General features: G+C 39.9%; 18 protein-coding genes and 1 tRNA gene. 9 read left to right on the plus strand and 10 right to left on the minus strand.

What is annotated here, in order from left to right:
• Window positions 1-29: 29 nt before the first annotated feature.
• The 5 genes from smpB to IT6_RS01170 all read right to left on the minus strand — a co-directional run bounded on the left by smpB (window position 30) and on the right by IT6_RS01170 (window position 2,897).
• Window positions 30-482: an SsrA-binding protein SmpB gene (smpB, locus tag IT6_RS01150; protein ID WP_134439173.1), complete on the minus strand. Its 453-nt coding sequence runs from the start codon at window positions 480-482 to the stop codon at window positions 30-32.
• A 9-nt stretch (window positions 483-491) separates the two neighbouring features.
• Complete coding sequence (locus tag IT6_RS01155) at window positions 492-773, minus strand: DNA-directed RNA polymerase subunit omega (protein ID WP_242524262.1); 282 nt, start codon at window positions 771-773, stop codon at window positions 492-494.
• Window positions 774-788: 15 nt separating this feature from the next.
• Window positions 789-1,454: a zinc ribbon domain-containing protein gene (locus IT6_RS01160; protein ID WP_242524263.1), complete on the minus strand. Its 666-nt coding sequence runs from the start codon at window positions 1,452-1,454 to the stop codon at window positions 789-791.
• A gap of 152 nt (window positions 1,455-1,606) precedes the next feature.
• Window positions 1,607-2,692, minus strand: a complete 1,086-nt coding sequence (gene tal / locus IT6_RS01165) for a transaldolase (RefSeq protein ID WP_134439172.1) — start codon at window positions 2,690-2,692, stop codon at window positions 1,607-1,609.
• 133 nt (window positions 2,693-2,825) lie between these two features.
• Window positions 2,826-2,897: transfer RNA gene (locus IT6_RS01170), tRNA-Val, on the minus strand.
• Between the two features lie 229 nt (window positions 2,898-3,126).
• On the opposite strand from IT6_RS01170, the gene IT6_RS01175 reads away from it, so the two are divergent.
• The 4 genes from IT6_RS01175 to rnc are packed head-to-tail and all read left to right on the plus strand — an operon-like array spanning window position 3,127 to window position 6,130.
• Window positions 3,127-3,732, plus strand: a complete 606-nt coding sequence (locus IT6_RS01175) for a non-canonical purine NTP pyrophosphatase (protein ID WP_206827005.1) — start codon at window positions 3,127-3,129, stop codon at window positions 3,730-3,732.
• On the plus strand, window positions 3,729-4,433 hold the full coding sequence (locus IT6_RS01180) for a sugar phosphate nucleotidyltransferase (RefSeq protein ID WP_134439170.1): 705 nt from the start codon (window positions 3,729-3,731) through the stop codon (window positions 4,431-4,433). The genes IT6_RS01175 and IT6_RS01180 overlap by 4 nt, the downstream gene beginning before the upstream one ends.
• A 3-nt stretch (window positions 4,434-4,436) precedes the next feature.
• Complete coding sequence (locus tag IT6_RS01185) at window positions 4,437-5,360, plus strand: tyrosine recombinase (protein WP_206827015.1); 924 nt, start codon at window positions 4,437-4,439, stop codon at window positions 5,358-5,360.
• A 5-nt stretch (window positions 5,361-5,365) separates the two neighbouring features.
• Entirely contained in the window at window positions 5,366-6,130 is a 765-nt protein-coding gene (gene rnc / locus IT6_RS01190; RefSeq protein ID WP_166792801.1) for a ribonuclease III, read from the plus strand.
• Here rnc and IT6_RS01195 read toward each other — a convergent pair.
• Window positions 6,054-8,624: a [protein-PII] uridylyltransferase family protein gene (locus IT6_RS01195; RefSeq protein WP_206827017.1), complete on the minus strand. Its 2,571-nt coding sequence runs from the start codon at window positions 8,622-8,624 to the stop codon at window positions 6,054-6,056. The genes rnc and IT6_RS01195 overlap by 77 nt on opposite strands.
• A gap of 8 nt (window positions 8,625-8,632) precedes the next feature.
• Entirely contained in the window at window positions 8,633-9,643 is a 1,011-nt protein-coding gene (hemB, locus tag IT6_RS01200) for a porphobilinogen synthase (protein WP_206827019.1), read from the minus strand.
• A gap of 88 nt (window positions 9,644-9,731) precedes the next feature.
• Here hemB and upp point away from each other — a divergent pair, with 88 nt between their 5' ends.
• Window positions 9,732-10,379 carry a uracil phosphoribosyltransferase gene (upp, locus tag IT6_RS01205; protein WP_206827021.1) on the plus strand — a complete coding sequence of 216 codons (648 nt, stop codon included), beginning with the start codon at window positions 9,732-9,734 and terminating at the stop codon, window positions 10,377-10,379.
• A 282-nt stretch (window positions 10,380-10,661) separates the two neighbouring features.
• A complete protein-coding gene (locus IT6_RS01210) occupies window positions 10,662-11,678 on the plus strand; it encodes a class I SAM-dependent methyltransferase (protein ID WP_206827023.1) in 1,017 nt (338 codons plus the stop codon).
• A 32-nt stretch (window positions 11,679-11,710) separates the two neighbouring features.
• Here the strand turns inward: IT6_RS01210 and IT6_RS01215 are convergent, their stop codons facing one another.
• The 3 genes from IT6_RS01215 to IT6_RS01225 all read right to left on the minus strand — a co-directional run bounded on the left by IT6_RS01215 (window position 11,711) and on the right by IT6_RS01225 (window position 15,183).
• Window positions 11,711-12,406, minus strand: coding sequence for a hypothetical protein (locus IT6_RS01215; RefSeq protein WP_206827025.1), 696 nt, complete (start codon window positions 12,404-12,406; stop codon window positions 11,711-11,713).
• On the minus strand, window positions 12,346-12,969 hold the full coding sequence (locus IT6_RS01220) for a hypothetical protein (RefSeq protein ID WP_206827027.1): 624 nt from the start codon (window positions 12,967-12,969) through the stop codon (window positions 12,346-12,348). The genes IT6_RS01215 and IT6_RS01220 overlap by 61 nt, the downstream gene beginning before the upstream one ends.
• A 765-nt stretch (window positions 12,970-13,734) precedes the next feature.
• Complete coding sequence (locus IT6_RS01225; protein WP_206827029.1) at window positions 13,735-15,183, minus strand: glycosyl hydrolase family 57; 1,449 nt, start codon at window positions 15,181-15,183, stop codon at window positions 13,735-13,737.
• Between the two features lie 437 nt (window positions 15,184-15,620).
• Here IT6_RS01225 and IT6_RS01230 point away from each other — a divergent pair, with 437 nt between their 5' ends.
• The 3 genes from IT6_RS01230 (at window position 15,621) to IT6_RS01240 (ending at window position 17,531) form a co-directional block, all read left to right on the plus strand.
• Window positions 15,621-16,319 (plus strand): energy transducer TonB, encoded by a 699-nt coding sequence (locus IT6_RS01230; RefSeq protein WP_206827031.1) that lies wholly within the window; start codon window positions 15,621-15,623, stop codon window positions 16,317-16,319.
• A gap of 96 nt (window positions 16,320-16,415) precedes the next feature.
• On the plus strand, window positions 16,416-17,009 hold the full coding sequence (locus IT6_RS01235; protein ID WP_242524264.1) for a hypothetical protein: 594 nt from the start codon (window positions 16,416-16,418) through the stop codon (window positions 17,007-17,009).
• Window positions 17,010-17,012: 3 nt separating this feature from the next.
• A complete protein-coding gene (locus tag IT6_RS01240) occupies window positions 17,013-17,531 on the plus strand; it encodes a hypothetical protein (protein WP_206827033.1) in 519 nt (172 codons plus the stop codon).
• Window positions 17,532-18,023: the final 492 nt, after the last annotated feature.

Here is an 18,023-nt window from a genome sequence, read left to right on the forward strand (position 1 = left end):
TAAAACAGATCAATAAGACCGCTTTAAAATTACCTTCTTTGTTTTAGAATTCGACTGATTTCTCGTTGAGTTTCCTGCTCTTTGATTTTTTCTCTCTTATCCGCTTTGCTTTTTCCAGAGGCTATGCCCAGAAGAACTTTAATTTTACCTCGACGAAAATAAAGTTTTAAAGGCACAATTGTTTTCCCTTGCCTAGAAATTGTTCCTGCTAGTTCGCCAATCTCTTTTTTATGGAGCAGAAGTTTTCTTGGAGCCTTCGGGTCACGCAGAGCATAGGAGGCAGCTTTTTCATAAGGCGAAATATTCATTTGATAGAGAAAGGCTTCTCCGTTTTCAATTTTTGCAAAGGCTCCTTCCAAACTTCCTTTTCCCGCTTTTAGGGATTTTACTTCAGAACCTAAGAGAACAATCCCCGCTTCCAATGTCTTTAAAATATGATAATCTCTTCTTGCTCTCCTATTGACGACAAGATCTCGTTCCATTGATATTGCTTAAGGTAAATGACTTTGAACAGCCTGCCTGGATGATTCGGTTGATGATTCATTGTTTTCTTCTTGAGGGATAGGCTCCCAAGTAAGCCTTCCTTCAGCAATTTCTTTAAGAGCGATCTGCATAAAATTCCATTGAGGGGGAACCTCGATGAGCGGTTTTGCTCCCTTAGCAAGGAGCCTAACGCGACGCGATACCATGTTTACAAGCACTTCTGGAATTTCAACTTTAGCCAAAGCAGCGGAAAGCAACTGAGCAATGTTTTCTTGAGTCGTATTCATCATAGAATGTTATAAAATTTATTCAGCAAAAAACAATATTCTACCACAATATTCACAGAAGACAAGTTCTTCTGAAGACTTGACTTTGAGACATCTCTGTTTTGTCATTTTCATGTGACAGCCCCCACAGCTTTCCTCGATTACAGCCACTATGGCTGAACCGGGTTTTGAAGCTGCTATGCTTTGATAAGTCTTGAGCAGTTGCGGATCAAAGCGAGAAGCATAGTTTTTTCTCTCTTCTATGAGTTGTTCAAGGTTTTTCTCAAAGCTTTTCTTTTGCGTTAAAAGGTTTTCAATTCTTTTATTTATTTCTCTAGAATAACTATGGAACTTTGACTCCAGCTCACGGAAAGTCGTGGAAACTTTTTCTTTTTTATCTAACAGTTCAAGGATTTTATCTTCTAAAGTTGATATTTTCAGATTGGCATTTTCAATCTGATGAGATAAGGCTTGATACTCTTCATTTTTTCTGGTTGTAAGCTGTTGATATTTATACTGGTTAACTTTTGATTTAAGTCCAGCTATCTCTTCTTCTAGCTCTTTGATCGATAAATCAATCTGGAAAAGTTCTTTTTTGTTTCGTGCAATAGTCTCCTGCTCTTCTTTAAGCTGTCTCTGCATTTTATCAATTTCGATTGGAATTCTGGTCAAGTTATGACGAGTTTCAAAAATCTTTTGATCCATCTGCTGTAATTGCAAAAGGGAATGTAAAGATGGATGCATAAAGATACAATATATCAATAATAATATTTTAAATCCAAACAATCTGGAGAAAATATTGTAGTTTTCGTTCCTTGAAATAACAATTACCAAGAATTGAAACTCAGAAATAACTCTTAAACGGTTTTGAGAAGGGAAGATTTTTGTTGCAAAGAATTTAAAAGATCTTTCCAAGAATTTACAAAAGCTTCTGCTCCTTCTTTTTGAAGCCGCTCTCCAAGAGCTTGGTAATCCACCCCATGCTGACAAAACTCAGAGAGGACCACATCCGCATCGGCTCCATCTCTTGGTAAAATAGCACCAATCTGGCCATGATCAGCAAAAGCTAAAAGGGTTTCTTCAGGCATGGTATTAATGGTATCTGGAGCAATAAGATTCTTAACGTAAAGGATATCAGAAGCTTGAGGATCCTTTGTTCCTGTACTTGCCCACAAGAGTAGTTGAGGGTTGGCTTTTTTTTGAGCAAGGATATTCCACCGATCTGAATCAAGAAGGTCCCTATAGAACTTATAAGTCTTTTTAGCAATAGCGATCCCAAGTTGGTTTTTCAGGTTTTCAGGCACAACGTGCATCGTGGCTTTATCCCAACGGCTCACAAATAGTGAAGCAACAGAAGAGACTACATCTAAGGGAAGTCCCTTGGCTAATCTTCTCTCTAAGCCCCTCATATAAGCTTCAGCTGCTTCTTTATAATGCTCTGGGGTAAAAAGAAGGGTGACGTTAATGGGGATTCCCTCAAAGATGGCTTCTTCAATAGCGGGCAAACCTTCTTTTGTTCCTGGGATTTTAATGTAAAGATTTGGTCTTTGGAAAGCCTCGTAAAGCCTTTTGGCTTCAAAAAGGGTTTTTTCAGCATCATAGGCTAAAAGAGGAGAAACTTCTAAGGAAACCCAACCGTCCCTACAAGAAGTTTGGTCATGAATTGGACGGAAAAGATCGGCTGCTCTCCTCAGATCGTCCATGGCCAATTCAAAAAAAAGCTCTTCAGCTTCCATTCCCTGAGAGGAGAGTTCAACGATGCTTCTGTCATAAAAATGAGAGTGGGCGATCGCATGATCAAAAATAGTGGGGTTAGAGGTCAGCCCGGTAATAGAAAATTCTTCGATGTATCTTTTTAAAATTCCTTTGTCGAGCATTTCTTTTGAGATGTTATCCAACCAGAGGCTTTGTCTTAATTCATGGAGTTTTTGAGTCATTTTCATAGGATTGCTCTTCTAAGAGTAAACAAAAGCCAACAAAAACAGTTCCTCGGAATTATTCTTCCCCTTTTTTAAAAAATCATACGATTTTTAAAAAATGATCTTTTATGATGCGAAAACCAAAAGAAAACTTCTTTGCGCGGTACAGGATTTGAACCTGTGACCCCCACCGTGTCAAGGTGATGCTCTGCCTCTGAGCTAACCGCGCCTGAAATGACTTAAGCTAAAATTTCATTTAATTTTTATCATTATCTAGTTAATAAGACCTAGACAAATCCAGGATCCTACAAATTAAAAAGCAGTTAGAGTCGAATTGATGGTTGACATATTAGCCGATTTTTTTATGTTTGCAACCAGATTAGTTGATTACCCCTCACAAAACTAATCCTAAAAAGAGAACGGTTTATTGTCTACAAGAAAATGTTTTTCTTTCGACTATGGAAAAAATCCTTTTGGCTTCCTCAAACTCCAATAAATGGATTGAATTTTCTAGGCTCCTCTATCCTCTTATTATTGAACCTTTGACTGGAGATCTTAAGAAACTCCTTCCTAAAGAAATCGCAGACAATTATAGAGATAATGCTAGACTCAAAGCGATGGCGTTATCCGAAATTTATGAAGGTTTTGTTTTAGCAGACGATTCAGGTTTAGAAGTCCAATCTCTTCATGGTGAGCCTGGCATTCATTCTAGTCGGTATGCGGGCAAAGGTGCTACGAGTCAACAGAACAGGGATAAACTGCTTAAAAATATCACAATTAACCGGCTAACAGACAGGTCAGCTCGATTTGTTTGTGCTCTTATTTTGGTAAAACAGAAAAAAATCCTTTTTGAAACGACCGCTTTTTGCTATGGCAGAATAGCAGATAGGCAAAAAGGACAAGGAGGATTCGGTTATGATCCTCTATTTATTCCTGAGGGTTATTCTTTAACCATGGCCCAATTGAGTGAACAACAAAAAGATCTGATCAGCCATAGGGCTCGGGCCTGCCAGGAATTGAAAGCCTTTTTATTAGAAAACCAAAAAAGACTCCACGATTCATGAAAGCCATTATCCTTGCTGCGGGCAAAGGCAGTCGTATGAAAGAGTTGACTGTTCAACTGCCCAAACCGATGCTTGAAGTAAAAGGCAGGCCCATTCTTGAATGGATAATAAAGGGACTTAAGCAGGAAGCACAAGTTGAAGATTTCTGTATTGTTGTTGGTTACAGGGCTGAAAAAATCATAGACTATTTCAAAGAGGGGCAATCTTTAGGAGTAAAAATAGAATATCGTTTTCAGCATAACCAGGACGGAACGGGAAAAGCTCCTCTTGTTGCTAAAAGTTTTATTCATAACGAGCCTTTCTTTTTGTCTTACGGAGACATTCTTTTGGAAGATCCTAAACAATACAAACAGATGGTTATTGCTTACAAAGGCGATGGGCTTGTGGGTTTAACTCGAGGTGATGATTTGTCTAAGGGAGGCGCTGTGCTTATGGACGCCCAAGGCCATATAACAGAAATTATAGAAAAACCACAAAATCCTGGAATGCTCAAAGGCGCGTATTATAATGCTGGAATATATATTTTGAGTCCTAAAATTTTCGATTACATGGAATCCTTAAGCCTTTCTCCTCGAGGCGAGTATGAATTTACAGATGCCTTAAGACTGCTTTCTCAAAAGGGTGAACTCTTTGGCTTTATACTTTCTGGCAATTGTGTGGATGTTCGAGACCCCCAAATTTTAAGCATGTTAAACTCTTGAAAAGTGAAACATCAACCTTCTAAAGATAGTTGGCATGAAACAATAGAAAAGACTCTAGCTTTTCTTGCTATCGAAAAAAGCCATGCGGTTAATACCCAACTTCTTTATCGGCAGATTCTTGAAAAATTCGTCCTCTGGATGACTCGCCGCAAGATCTCGATAGGTTCTGTAAGCAGTAGCCATATTGAGCTTTTTTTGGATGAAGAAAGAAAAAGAGGATTAGCTGATAATTCATTAAAAGTAACGATTATCGCCTTGGACCATCTCTTTGAGTATCTTAAAGAGCAAGGCAAGATTAAAGAAAATCCATTAGATCGCAAAGAACTTCCCCTCATACACCCCCACTTACCGCAATTTTTAACACAAAAAGAAATTGAAAAACTTCTCCACGCCCCTTTTCCGGACAACCCTCTGGGATGGAGGGATAGGGCAATCTTAGAGCTCCTCTATGGCTCTGGATTAAGAGTCTCCGAACTGATATCCTTAAAACTGGAGTCCTACAGCCCAGAGCATTTTCAAATCAAGGTCATTGGAAAGGGAAGCAAGGAAAGGGCTATTCCAATTGGAAAATGTGCAAGAGAAGCACTTGATAAATATATTTTAGAAGGGAGAAAAACATTGCTGACAAAGAAAAGTCGAGGAGAAATTTTTCTTAATCGTAGAGGTGGGCCCTTGACTCGATCTCGCATAAGACAGTTGATTATTCATTATGCAGCCCTTTCTGGAATTGATAAAAAAGTCTATCCCCATCTTTTAAGACATACTTTTGCGAGCCATCTTCTAGAAAATGGAGCTGATTTACGCGTTATCCAAGAGCTGCTTGGACATGCTAATATTGCCACAACCCAGATTTACACCCACGTTAACCTAAAATATCTTAAAGAAGTTCATCATCGATGCCATCCTCGAGCACAGGAAAAAATTTAAAAAAGATGGAGACACCCTCAGAACCGATTCAACTCAAAGAGTTGGAAAAAAGAATTGGATATATATTTAAAAATCCCCGGCTACTTGAAGAAGCTTTAACCCATCCTTCCTATTTTGTTGAATCCATAAAAATCAATGGAGAAGATTTTCAAAGGTTAGAGTTTCTAGGAGACGCTGTCTTAGGACTAGCTATTACCGAAAAACTATTTCATTCGTTTCCCTCTTTTGACGAAGGAAAACTGACTAAGTTGAGAGCACGGTTAGTGAGTCGCAAAAATTTATCTCCTTTAGCTTCCGTCTTAGGACTAGGCAAGTTTTTGCGTTTAGGTAGAGGAGAAGAAAAAAATCAAGGAAGAATAAAACCTTCCAATTTAGCTAATGCTTTGGAGTCAATAATCGGGGCTTTGTATCTGGATGGGGGATGGGAAAGAGCTAAGTTATTTATCTTTGAGCTATTCAATCCTCTGTTCATGGAACTTGAGAAGGACCCTTTTCGATTTCTTGAACATGAGAACTCAAAGGGATTACTTCAGGAACTGCTGCAGAAAAAAGGAACAGAGTTGCCCGTTTATCGCATCGTCCTGGAAAGTGGGGAAGCTCATAATAAATGGTACGAAGTCGAAGTTCTATGGAAAAACCAAATCTTAGGAAGAGGTTCTGGGAAAAGCAAAAAAGAGGCAGAACTTCGAGCAGCTAAGGAAGCTTTTGAGAAGTTAGTGTCTCAAACACCTCCCGATTCGATTCAAGGACTTGGACATAGTTCTCCATAAATTGTTTTGTTGAGTTAAAACCAAGGAACCTAGCCAGTTTTTCCTTGGCCGACTCCTCAGTAGGAATAACCGACACGGGACTGTTTCTTTCCCTTCTTAAGACAGACTCAAGTTGCCTGAGGAATAAATAACCGCTGCGAATTTTCTGGGCGGTCTGGGGATCTTCTTCTTCTATCCACAAAAAGGCCTTCCATAGACTGGGTTCTCGGATCTGCCTAAGCATAAGCCATATTTGAGAGCCAAGTTCAATGTCCATAAGACCTCCTGGTGCTGTTTTAAACCGATTAATTAAGGGAACATGGTTGTCCCTTTCCCTCTGAATCTTTTCTCTTAAGGCAAAGAATTCTTGCCATGGAATTTGCCTACTCCAATGGATCCACAAGCTATCCACAAATCGTATAAATTTCATGCCTTCTTCCTCATTTCCACAAACAAAACGAGCTCGATGCAAAGCCTGGACTTCCCAGAATTGAGCTTGAGTGCGGTAATATTCTTCATAACGTTGCCTTTCGAGGACAATGGGACCTTCTCCGTGAGGCCGAAGCCGAAAATCAAAATTATAGAGTATGCCTGTGGGAAGCATTTCTGAAAGAAAACGGTTGAGCTCTAAAGCACCACCAAGGTTATCGCCTATAAGAAGACAATCCAGGTCTGACCCATAACCAAGCTCTTTTCCCCCTAGTCTACCCATGCCGATGATCGCGTTAGATTGAGCATGACAATGTTTAGTTACTTGTTTCAGTATGGCTTCAGCAAGAGCTGTATATTCTTCTTCAATCTCTAAAAGACTCGCCAACCCGAGTATATCCCTCAAAAAAATCCGAAACAACTCCCCTTTCCTGTAGATCCGATACCTGGTTTTGTAATCCTTGTCGATTAAATCTAGTTCGTTATAAAAAACATCAACCGTTTTTTTTGTGTAAAGCCCATCACTTTGACAGACCTCTTCAAATAATTCAGGCTGATATAAAAGAATTTCAGTGAAAAAAGAACTGCGATCAAAAAGCCCTAAAAGCAGCTCCAGCGCTTTAGGACTTGAAGCAAGGGATTCATAAAGCATAGATTTTAGGCCATATCTGTCTGCGAATTGAACAAACCGACTTAAACACAGATTAGGATCAACCGAGTGGCTGAGTTTCTCCTCAAGGATAGGGAAAAACCGCCTCAAAGATTTTGTCGTCCTAAAGGAATGACCTTCTTCAAGAGATTGCAAATCCCTTCTTGCTTTCCGTGGATCAGGGAATATCCCAAAATTAAAACTGAATTCTTTCTTTTTATTGGAAAGAGGAAAAAGGGAAGAAAAAAGCCTCCGTACATTGCTCATGTGATATTCAACTTGAGATTCAAACAGCTCAAGTTCCAAGCCCAAAGAAAGGGCTATGGCCTTCTTTTTGTCTACATTATCTGGAAGGAGATGGGTTTGAAGATCAGCAACCATCTGCAGCCTATTTTCAACTCGTCTAAGAAAAGTATAGGCTACTTTAAGCTCTTCAGCCTCTTTTCTAGGAATAAGTCCACAGTCGCACAACCCATCAAGAGTTTCCTGTGTCGATCTACCTTGAAGAGTAGGGAAACGGGCTCCGTAAACGACTTGAAAAGATTGGACAATAAATTCAATTTCCCGAATGCCTCCTTCCCCAAGCTTAATGTTTCTTTTTCGTGAACCTTCGGCTAAGATCTCTTTTTCTATCCTTGATTTAATTTCTATTACTTCTTCAAACATCTCCTCGGTCAAATGCTTGGGAAAAGAAAAAAGTGAACGAAGAATTTCAAATTCGTAAGCAAGGGAGTGGTCACCAGCCGATCTTCGAGCTTTGATTAAAGCCATCCGCTCCCAACTCTCTCCTAATGAAAAATAGTAGTTTTCACAATACTTGAGAGAAGGCACAAGAACTCCACTATTTCCTTCCGGTCTGAGCCTAAGATCAATCCGATAAAACCCTCCTTGAGCAAGAGAAAAAAGCTGGATAATTTTTTTTCCAAGCCTATTGGCCTTGTCGTGATGAGCCTCAGAACCATTATGGATGAAAACAAGGTCGATATCCGAACTATAATTCAGTTCGTTTCCTCCTAGTTTTCCCATCGAGATGATGGTAAAGGGAAAGGATGATAAGCTTAGTTGGTCCTCTTTAGCCAGCTCCAAAAGGACTTCCAAACAAAAATCAGCAAGCAGTGAAAGGTTTTTTAGCACTTTTTCTAGATTCCATACTGATGAAAAATCAAAAAAACCTATTCTTAAAATTTCTCTCTGTTTTAATTGTTTCAAGGCTTCAATGCGGCTTTGCAAACTTGAAGAACAATGGGATGCTCTTTCTAACCAATCGATCTTAAGCTTTCCTGGACCTCGAAGATAGCTAGGATCAGAAATATCTCTACTTTTAATCCATTCTAACCAGTCAGGATGAGCTTTAAATTGAGTCCTCGCAAATTCCGAAAACTGCTGAAAATCCTCTAAAGCCTCTTCCAATGTTGAAAAGCGTCCAAATCTTTCCATATTTCCGACTAAAAATTAAAAAAAGGATCTCGGGCTAAGGATTGAGCGAAATAGGTTAATATGATATCAGCCCCTGCTCTTTTTATAGCCATCAAGGATTCTAAAGCGGCTTTTTTAGGATCTATCCACCCTTTCAACCCTGCGGCTACGATCGAGGCATATTCACCTGAAACTTGATAGGCGGCTAAAGGCAAAAGTGTTTTTTGCCTAATCTGAAATATAATATCTAGATAAGGGCCAGCAGGCTTTACCATGAGGATATCCGCTCCTTCTTTTTCGTCGAGTAAAGCTTCCAGACAAGCTTCTCGACTATTGGCTGGATTCAGTTGGTAGGTCTTTTTGTCCAGATAAATTCCTTTTTGTCTTCCTGAACCGACTGCATCACGAAAAGGACCATAAAAAGCGGATGCAAACTTAGCGGAATAGGCAAGAATAGAGGTCTTTGAAAGCCCCTCGGAATCGAGAGCTTTTCTGATTGCACCTACCCTTCCATCCATCATGTCCGAAGGGGCTACAAAATCAGCCCCTTTTTGGGCAAGCATAACTGCCATCTTGACTAAGACTTCTACAGTAGCATCATTATCCACATCTTTTATTTTTTCATTCCATATCCCGTCATGGCCATGAAGAGTATAAGGATCCAAAGCCACATCGGTAATAACCAAAAGATCGGGAATTGTCTTCTTTAATACTTCTACCGCCTGGGGAATAATGCCCCCAGGATCCAAGGCATAGGAACCGGACTCATCCTTTTTTTCTCTTGGAACATAAGGGAAAAGGGCAACGGCATTTATCCCCTTTTCCCTAAGCAGAGAGCACTCTTCTAGAAGATTTTCAAGAGAATATCTAAATATACCCGGCATTGATCCGATCTCCTCTTTGCCTTCTTTTTCTTGGACAAAAAGAGGACAGACAAGATCAGCAATATCCAACTTCGTTTCAGCTACAAGGCTACGGATTTGACTAGATGCTCTCAGTCTTCTTGGCCGCCTGAGAAGATCGAGTTGTTTTTCTTTCATAGAATCAAGATATTACATACAATACACACAAGTAGAGAAATAATGAGCATAGAATTTGCTATACATCATTCCAGGAATATTAAAGACAATGGCTCTCCATATTGTTGACCATCCTTTGCTTATCGATCGAATTAGCCGGCTTCGAGATAAAAACACCTCAAAAATTCTATTTATCTCTTATCTTGATCAAGCTTCTTCAATATTAGCCGTTTTTTCAACAAAAAATCTTGCTTTGCAGCCCATCAAAGTGGAAACCCCGCTAGAAACAACTTCCTGTTATGTTCTCCGTCAAAAGATTATACTTATCCCTATTTTAAGAGCGGGCTTGGGAATGCTCAAAAGCTTTCAATTTCTGTTGCCCGAAGCCCAGGTCTTTCTTTTGGGAGCTACAAGAGATGAAAAAACCTTTCATACCACTCTTTACCATGGACATGTTCCCAATATAGATGAGCATCATCAGCTTTTTCTTCTCGATCCTATGCTCGCCACGGGAAGCACGCTTAAAAAAGCGGTTGAATTCTTAAAAGCTAAAGGTGCAATGTCAATACGTGTCGTTTGTTGCATCGCAAGTCCTGAAGGAATCAAACAACTCTGTCAGAGCCATGAAGAAATTGAGATCTTTACAGGTTGTGTGGATAGAGAAGTTGATTCTCAAGGTTTTATCCTTCCCGGGTTAGGGGATGCGGGTGACAGGCTTTTCGGTCATGCAGACAATAACTTTGAATTTCTTCCTTAGAAATTCTCTCTTTAAGTTTCTTCTCCGTTGCCATGATTTATGACTTTCTCCATAATGCGTAACTTTTTTTCTCCTTTTTTTAATAACGATCGTAACAAAAACAAAAAAAATCACATTTTTTTATTTTCCTTTTCAATTCCTTGGTCATTAATGAAATTTTCTTGTGAAATTTTTCTTTCATAAAGTTGACTATTATAATAGTAATTCATTTAAGTAAGCATTTACTTACCTATATTGCCTTTCTTCTATGAATCTTTAATTTTATTTTAGGAAATAATTACTATGAATAAAAATACATTCGCTTTTGCCTTCGATATTGAGCCCATATCCAATGCATTCAACGATATTAGAATTTATCATCTGTTAAAGTCAGCTTTTGATTTCGATCTATTCAGGACAATTGGAAACAATCATTTTACAGTTTCTCAGTTAGCTGAAAAGACAGGATCGAGTCAAAGAGGGATGATGTTTTTTTTAAATGCTTTAACAGCCTTAGGGTTTCTTGAAAAGGAAAAAGAGACCTATAAGTTATCTCTCCTTTCCAAGCAGCTTTTCCTTGAAGATAGCCCCGATTATATTGGGGATTTACTGCAAAGTCCTTTTCTTAACGAAGATTGGGAAAAACTGACTGAAGCTATTCGTAGGGGTGGCCCTTTAGAAGGGGTTGAAGGCCAGGCTAAAGCTGAAGAATTTTTTCCTAAGTTGATCCGGTTTCTTCATGTCTTACATCGAAATGTCGCCGTTAAGGCTGCACAGGTGATCGGGGCAGGAACGGTCCATAATGGATTACATGTTTTAGATGTAGGTTGTGGTTCTGCAGTCTGGAGTATTGCGATAGCCTTGGCTGATAGTAAAGCGCAGGTTACCGCTGTAGATTTTCCAAAGGTCATCGAACATACCCGTTCTTATGTCCAAAGACATGGAGTAGCCGATCGCTACCATTATTTAGCTGGAAATATCGAAGAGATTAATTATCCTTCTAAAGACTATGACCTGGTTATCTTGGCTAACATTCTCCATTCGGAAGGTGAAAAAAAGTCTCGAGTGCTTTTAAAGAAATTTTCGGAACTAACAACTTCTACCAGTCAAATCGCTATTATTGAATTTCTACCTAATCGACAAAGAACTTCTCCAGTGGAAGCTATCCTTTTTGGTCTTCGAATGCTTATCAATACAACAGAAGGAGGAATTTATTCTGCCGAGGAATTCGAAGAATGGCTCAAAGAGGTTGGATTTAGCAAAATCTCTTACCATGATATCGGCTCTCATTCCCCTCTTCTCTTAGCATCAAAAAACTAGGGGAAAAAAATTCTTATCAAAATAAAAAACCTTTAATACCACCATTGCCAAGAAACATTAAACATCCAGTTCATTCCATATTGAATCCCATTCCATGACTGATAAACAGGTTTAACAACCTGTGCAGTCAGAAAATTACCTTGAAAAGCACTTTCTGGATTAACACCCACTTTCTCAAAACCCTCTTTGGCAAAACCGGGCATTCTCATATTAATCCCTAGGGCTGCACCCGCCCACTCTCCTCCTGTCCAAGCCGCAACAATATCAGGCATCGCAATAAAAGGAGCTGTTCGAATCGAAAGTTCGTTTACAGGATTTGCACCATGGATTCCGCCTTGGTAAAAACCGACCCCACTAAAATTCAGTGAAGCCCAATCGGTGAAATTGTACGAAATCCAACCGTTACCCAAAAAAGAATTACCCCAAGCATATCCTTGAGAATTTGTGCCTACGGGAACTGTAGTATATCCTTGGACTCCCCAACCTAAATGCCGGTCTTCGCTTTGGCCTAAGTAAGTTAGCGCTCCAATAAAAGCCGGAACTCCTAAACCCAACTGCATATCATAGGGGTAAACCCGATGCCCGGCCATGTCAGGCATAGTTTCATCGATGGAGCCCGTTGGGACGGAAAATCCGATATTCACCTGGAGTCGGTGTCTATGGAAGTCTAAAAGCTTGTAGATCCACTGAAAATTAACATCTCCCAGGCCCACAGCCTGCATAGACATCCTGCTCCCCGGTGACATGGGTTGCAGAGGTAAACCTCCCATCCCACCCATTCCACCCCCATCCCCATGCCTCCACCCATTCCGTGTGTCATATATCCACCCATAGGCAATCCAACCATATCCATCTGTTTATTCCATATGGGAAACATCGCCATGAACGTCAGATTGTCAGTGAGGCCCATCATCAGCATCGGCATATACTGTTCCATGAACATGGTCACATTTCCCATGGCAATAGGTTTTCCTGCATATCTAATAGCTTCTAGACCTGTTAGATTCATGGCAGAGCTACCCTGAAAATAATCTGGTCCCATATTCATATACATCCACCAAAACCCGATCATTGGTTGATATTTCCTATGCATGTGAGCTGTACCCATAAGCCCTGCAGGAGCGTCGCTGGCGGCAATCTTATCTGACCAAACTTCAGAAGAATCCAGATCTACTTTACTATTTTCCCAAGGCAATAACAAAGAAGGCTCTCTGCCCAAAACCAAGGTTTCTTGGGCTACCGAAGTCGGAACAGGTTTTGTATCTAGTGGTTGATCTTTTTTATTAGACAATCTATTAAGCAGAGCATTTGAAGAGAGGTTCTCTAAATCTTGATTTTGTTCAGTATTATTTAATACTACCCCATCGGAGAAATTATATCCCGAATAGCTCTTTTCCATAAAGCACGAAGAAAAAAAACAAAAGGAACAGAATATAAAAAGCTCTTTCTCATTTTAAATATAGTGGGTTTACAGAAGATGGGAGGGCAAAGAACTGAAATTTATTTCAAAAATTTTTGAATCGCTTCTATTTCTGGATCAACTTGGATCTGTTAAGGAGATCATATTTAAGAAAAAATTTTTTCTTCCAGATAAATAAAAGCTCGCAATCCGTGGTAGATAGCATCATGAAGAGAATTTTTTTTCTGCCTTCAATAAGACAAACCCGTAACGAAGATTGATCCAATCCTCTTTTAAATCATCTTTTAAAGCTTCTTATAAGGGTTTGCCGTTCTTCCCAGAGTTGGGGTTTTCAAAAGGCAAAACCCTACAAAACTAAACAATGATTTCTTTAACAATGTAAAAATATCTTCCGTGGCTCTCTTCAAACCTTCTATCAAGTTCATTAAAAATCAGTAGGATGAATCTATGGAAAAGAGAGAAAAAAATCTTAGACAGCAAAAAACTTTGGATCCCTTACTTTTTTCTAACTATGACTGACCTGCCCTAAAGATTGATTTAGAAAAAAAGAAGCATAAATAATGATGAGATCAGCGGAAGCTTGATTTCTCAAATGCCATCACTTATTTGAACAAAAAAAGGGCGTTGTAAGAAGTGTTAAAAATTTTGCTTTATAAATTCAATACCCCGTCTGCATATTTCTTTTCCATACTCCGTCCACAATCCTGATCCCCAGTATCGAAAACAGCTTGTTTGGCTGACTAAAAGATAAAACAAGGCCTGCTTGTACCTCGGATCTAAAGAAGAGAGCCCTTTTCCTAAAACTTTTTCATAAAAAAGCCGACTCAATTGTGCCATGGGGCCAAGCAGCTCTCCATAGCCCCTTACCCATGAAATGTTGTTTGTCCAACTCCCTCCTTCCATGGAAAATCGGGGATTTTCTTTCCGTACTTTTTCAATCGTTTCAGTAAGCTTTTGAGTCCCACTGCCTGGCTCAAAGAACTGAAAAAGAACATGCTGAAAAATGGGTTGAATAGGGGGAAAATCTTCTTCTTTTATACCTGCTGCCTTTAGATAAGCTAAATATTCAGAGACATTCAAAAGAGGGAAAGGACTATCAGAACAGTTTCTAACTACTTCGAAATATTTAGGAGGAAATTCATTCATCATTACCCCACCGTTCTCCCCATCAGCAATCTGGGTAACTAATGGGGGAATAGATCGACCACAACATTCCATCCGATTAAGCCCTCGCGCCTCATACCAAGGCTGCATCTGTCCCACAAGTTTGGTATCTGAACCCTGTGTTTTAATGATGGCTATAATTTCTGCTTTTTCTCCTTGGGAGTTTACACAAACAAGCCGGTGGGGTATATGTTTAAAAGATAAAGGTTTACCATCGAGTTGTTCTACGGTATGTTCCTGGACTAAAACCCACTCATAACCGCAATCCCGCAAAGTCTTGACAAAATGGTAAGCCACGTCAGGATGGTTAGGAAGAGCCATTTCGGGTGGAGAAAATCCCCTTATTCTTGAGAGAGCTTCAATACCAAAAAGAGAAGCAAAATGATGTTGCCATGCCTGAACATGCAAACGGAAATCCTGGATAGGGGTCGAAGGTGCAACGGGATGGCCCCAAGCTGTTCCCAGAAACTCTACACACTGTTTACATAAAGGATCGTTAGCCAGCTTATTAAGGCTATCTAAGATATCCCCGCTTGACATCAGCTCAAATCCAAAAAGCAATGTCCCTGAATAATCAAGCATAACCCGAGGCTTTTTAGATTCAGCCAAAAGCTCAGGAATAAATTGCCCCATACGCTTATAACACCATTGAAAAACTGGAGCATTATGATTATCACCTTCACCCAAATGCTCGAACATATATTGAAGATTGCTGATGATTCGAGCCGACTGCAGATCAACACCTCCGGCAGGAATCAAAGGCTGATGCATATGAAGGGCTATTGAAGCTCCACTTTTTATTCGTCCAAAATCTATGCCTGTAGTTTCCCAATTGATCGATTCTTTTTTTTGAATGGCTTCTTTAATCTCCTCTTCTCTGCCACAGATATTGGGAAGATGATCAAGAAAAAAGTTGGGCATAAGTTTTTCCTTTTATTATTTTTAACTTTGGATGACCTGACATTTCAAATTCAACATCCGCATCCTTTCAAGTTAAAAGAGTTTTTCTTTATAACAAATCAACCGTTCCATCAGACTTAATCATTCCTGCTCATACAGGAACGAGGCTGACTTCATCGAGGCAGTTTCATGCATTTCTAGCAAACTGTGCTAGAGCCTTCTTTTCCACAGGTTTCACATCCGGCAGAACTCGCCGAAAGGCCGTTTGGAGTGGTCAGGTCATGGACCCGAAGACTGGACATGTTCAAATTTTATAGTAACGCACAACTCTGCGCAACTCTTTAACCAATAATCAAAGCTCTTTTTCTTTTTATACAAAAAGTAAAACTTCATGTGTTTTATAAGTTACTGGTATTCTCGTACTTACAACATGGCATACTTTTTGCTTTATATTTATAATGATGGGAAAAATCGTTTATCAAATCGCCTGCTCCTTATCTAGAGACAAGCTTATTTTTGGCATTTGTCTTTTTCTTGCTGCCAGTGTTCATGGGTTAATCGCCTTAGTCTCTCTTTCTCATAAAGATATAGCGGAAAAAACAGAAGGTCTATATTCTACTCAAAGTGATTCTTCTTCTTTTGTTGATCTTGTCAGTGCTCCAGAATCTCCTTTTTTGACTTCCCCCTTATTGAAAAATGAAGAGCCAAAGATTTCCCTCCCTTCCCCCTCCATGCCTCAGAATCATACTGCTCCACTAACTCTAAATAAAACTCAAATTATTCAGAAAAAACAAGGGATACATTCCGAAGCTAAAGGTAACACACCCTGTTTAGCTCGGAAGGACTATAAAGAATACAATTTATCGACAAGCTTTCTTTCTCCTCCCCCCTATCCTTATGAAGCCAGACTCCACCACATGGAAGGGACAGTTGTGATCATGCTCGATATTCGCCAAGGGAAGATCGTTTCTTCGAGGATTGTCCGTTCTTCCGGCCATAGCCTGCTTGATATTACTGCCAAGCATTGGATCGATACCCATTGGAAATTTCCTTCGCATATAAGCCGAACTGTAATAGAATCTATTACTTTTGAACTTGAAAATTCTTCTCCACCTATTAATGAGAAATATTATCAAGCCAGTTATCTTCCTAGATAAAGAAATATTTTAGCTCTTTTTACTTTTCTTACAGTTTATATCTTTATTTTCTTATTGATCAGCATCCTTTTTTCAATTATTGACCTATTCATTTACATGTCTTGGTTATTAAACTTACAGCTAGCAAGGCTTATCTTCCTTCTGCTCTTTTTTCTTTTATTACCTTGTTTTTTCTTTTTTAACTTAAACCAGCGGGCTGTTGCAGCACCCTTAAAAGAAAAAATGGGTTCTCTGGCTGAAAAAGAAACTACAAAATCAACTGAACCCGATAGAATGCTTCTGAAGGTCCAAAGACTTCGTTCTAAAGCAATTCAAAAAAAAGGGATCTGCCCTTCAAATCTTTGGGTCTACGGGAAATTTGAAGCTCAAGATAGTCCTAAAGATGGACTAATCGTCTGTCTTATAGCTGGGGATCGGACAAAAAAGATTGTCGGCTCTTCAGGAATGGCGGTGGGAGCAGGGATCATATTTTGGCCTCTAATCGCTGTTCCCGCTTTTTTTAGCAGTCAACACCTAGATCATGTTATTTTTATTAACCACACCCATTGTCCTCCGATTAAAAAAAAATCCCTTCTTTACATTTCACCTTCCTCTCCCGCAAAAGTTCTTGTCAACATGAAAACCGATGTCGGTTATCACTTGATGGAACTTGAACTCGTTTCTCCACCAGCGGTGATGTCAATGGACTAAATCATGAAAAAAAGTCTTTTTTTTCTCTTGGGACTCTTCTTTTCTATGACTCTATGTTATTCTCTGGCTTCAGAAGCCTCTACAACGCTTAAAGAATATAAAAAATTAGGCTTTAGCAAAGAAAACTCACATTTAGTTCCTATTGAAGAAGTCCCTAAGTTAGCAAACATACAAGGAGAGCTTCGAGAAAATCTCTGGTCTTATGGAGAACTTTCTTTTAAAGCAATTATCGCTCCTGAAGTCATTGAGGCCACACCGATTCACTCGAGTTTGGCTGATATTGAACCTCCTCCCAAAGACCAATCGAAAAAAGCTTCACAACAGTCAAAAACCTTTGTTTTGATCGTTAGTCCCAAAAAATCACTGAGCCAGCTTATAAAAAAAGCGCCAAAGATTTTCTCTATCTCTGCTACAACACCTGCAAAAGTTGCCGCTATTGCCCAAACTTTAGATAAAAATTTTATAATTACTCTGGTCACGATCGAACCTCCTCATATTCCCTTAAGGCTAAGGCCACCTTGAGGTTGAAGCCAAAGGGTTCTAAAGGAGCTATTGTTTTCCTCACCCGTGCTGTTCCCTTCCACTTTTATCTTTTCAGCCTCTCAGAAGGGGCTATCCCTCTTCTAGGGGCGACTGGCTAAAGCAACCTTAAAAGCGCATCAGAGATCAACCAAGGCTTTCCTTCCTCCTCTTTTGTCGCTTGCTTTATCCACCTTATCGTTTATCCCTTCCGGATATTCTTCCGTGGACGCCGTGGACCCGGCTGAAGGAGATTCTGCTCGAGAGGTTTTGCCGCAAGTGCGGGACACCGCCCGATTGGGAACCCGGCTCAAGGTACTGTTCCGGGGCGGACGACTCCAGGTACCAGACTACCGTAGCAGATGGAGGCGAAGCGGGAGCGCCAAATGGCACCACCGTGGCAGCGTCGGCGGAGAACCCGCCGCCGATGCGTTGTGAACATGCCGGTTAACCGGAGAACGAAACGGCCAAGGCAATCCAGGGATTTACCATGAG

Origin of the sequence: Methylacidiphilum caldifontis (genome assembly GCF_017310505.1) — a bacterium.
GTDB classification, from domain to species: domain Bacteria; phylum Verrucomicrobiota; class Verrucomicrobiia; order Methylacidiphilales; family Methylacidiphilaceae; genus Methylacidiphilum; species Methylacidiphilum caldifontis.

Bases quoted from the DNA above. Each gene is read 5' to 3' on its own strand.
- IT6_RS01240 (WP_206827033.1), top strand. From the start codon at position 17,013: ATGAAAAAAAGTCTTTTTTTTCTCTTGGGACTCTTCTTTTCTATGACT.
- IT6_RS01215 (WP_206827025.1), bottom strand. From the start codon at position 12,406: ATGTCTATGCAGGCTGTGGGCCTGGGAGATGTTAATTTTCAGTGGATC.
- rnc (WP_166792801.1), top strand. From the start codon at position 5,366: ATGGAGACACCCTCAGAACCGATTCAACTCAAAGAGTTGGAAAAAAGA.
- hemB (WP_206827019.1), bottom strand. From the start codon at position 9,643: ATGAAAGAAAAACAACTCGATCTTCTCAGGCGGCCAAGAAGACTGAGA.
- IT6_RS01230 (WP_206827031.1), top strand. From the start codon at position 15,621: ATGATGGGAAAAATCGTTTATCAAATCGCCTGCTCCTTATCTAGAGAC.
- IT6_RS01210 (WP_206827023.1), top strand. From the start codon at position 10,662: ATGAATAAAAATACATTCGCTTTTGCCTTCGATATTGAGCCCATATCC.
- IT6_RS01235 (WP_242524264.1), top strand. From the start codon at position 16,416: ATGTCTTGGTTATTAAACTTACAGCTAGCAAGGCTTATCTTCCTTCTG.
- smpB (WP_134439173.1), bottom strand. From the start codon at position 482: ATGGAACGAGATCTTGTCGTCAATAGGAGAGCAAGAAGAGATTATCAT.
- IT6_RS01225 (WP_206827029.1), bottom strand. From the start codon at position 15,183: ATGCCCAACTTTTTTCTTGATCATCTTCCCAATATCTGTGGCAGAGAA.
- IT6_RS01195 (WP_206827017.1), bottom strand. From the start codon at position 8,624: ATGGAAAGATTTGGACGCTTTTCAACATTGGAAGAGGCTTTAGAGGAT.
- upp (WP_206827021.1), top strand. From the start codon at position 9,732: ATGGCTCTCCATATTGTTGACCATCCTTTGCTTATCGATCGAATTAGC.
- IT6_RS01175 (WP_206827005.1), top strand. From the start codon at position 3,127: ATGGAAAAAATCCTTTTGGCTTCCTCAAACTCCAATAAATGGATTGAA.
- IT6_RS01155 (WP_242524262.1), bottom strand. From the start codon at position 773: ATGATGAATACGACTCAAGAAAACATTGCTCAGTTGCTTTCCGCTGCT.
- IT6_RS01180 (WP_134439170.1), top strand. From the start codon at position 3,729: ATGAAAGCCATTATCCTTGCTGCGGGCAAAGGCAGTCGTATGAAAGAG.
- IT6_RS01160 (WP_242524263.1), bottom strand. From the start codon at position 1,454: ATGGATCAAAAGATTTTTGAAACTCGTCATAACTTGACCAGAATTCCA.
- tal (WP_134439172.1), bottom strand. From the start codon at position 2,692: ATGAAAATGACTCAAAAACTCCATGAATTAAGACAAAGCCTCTGGTTG.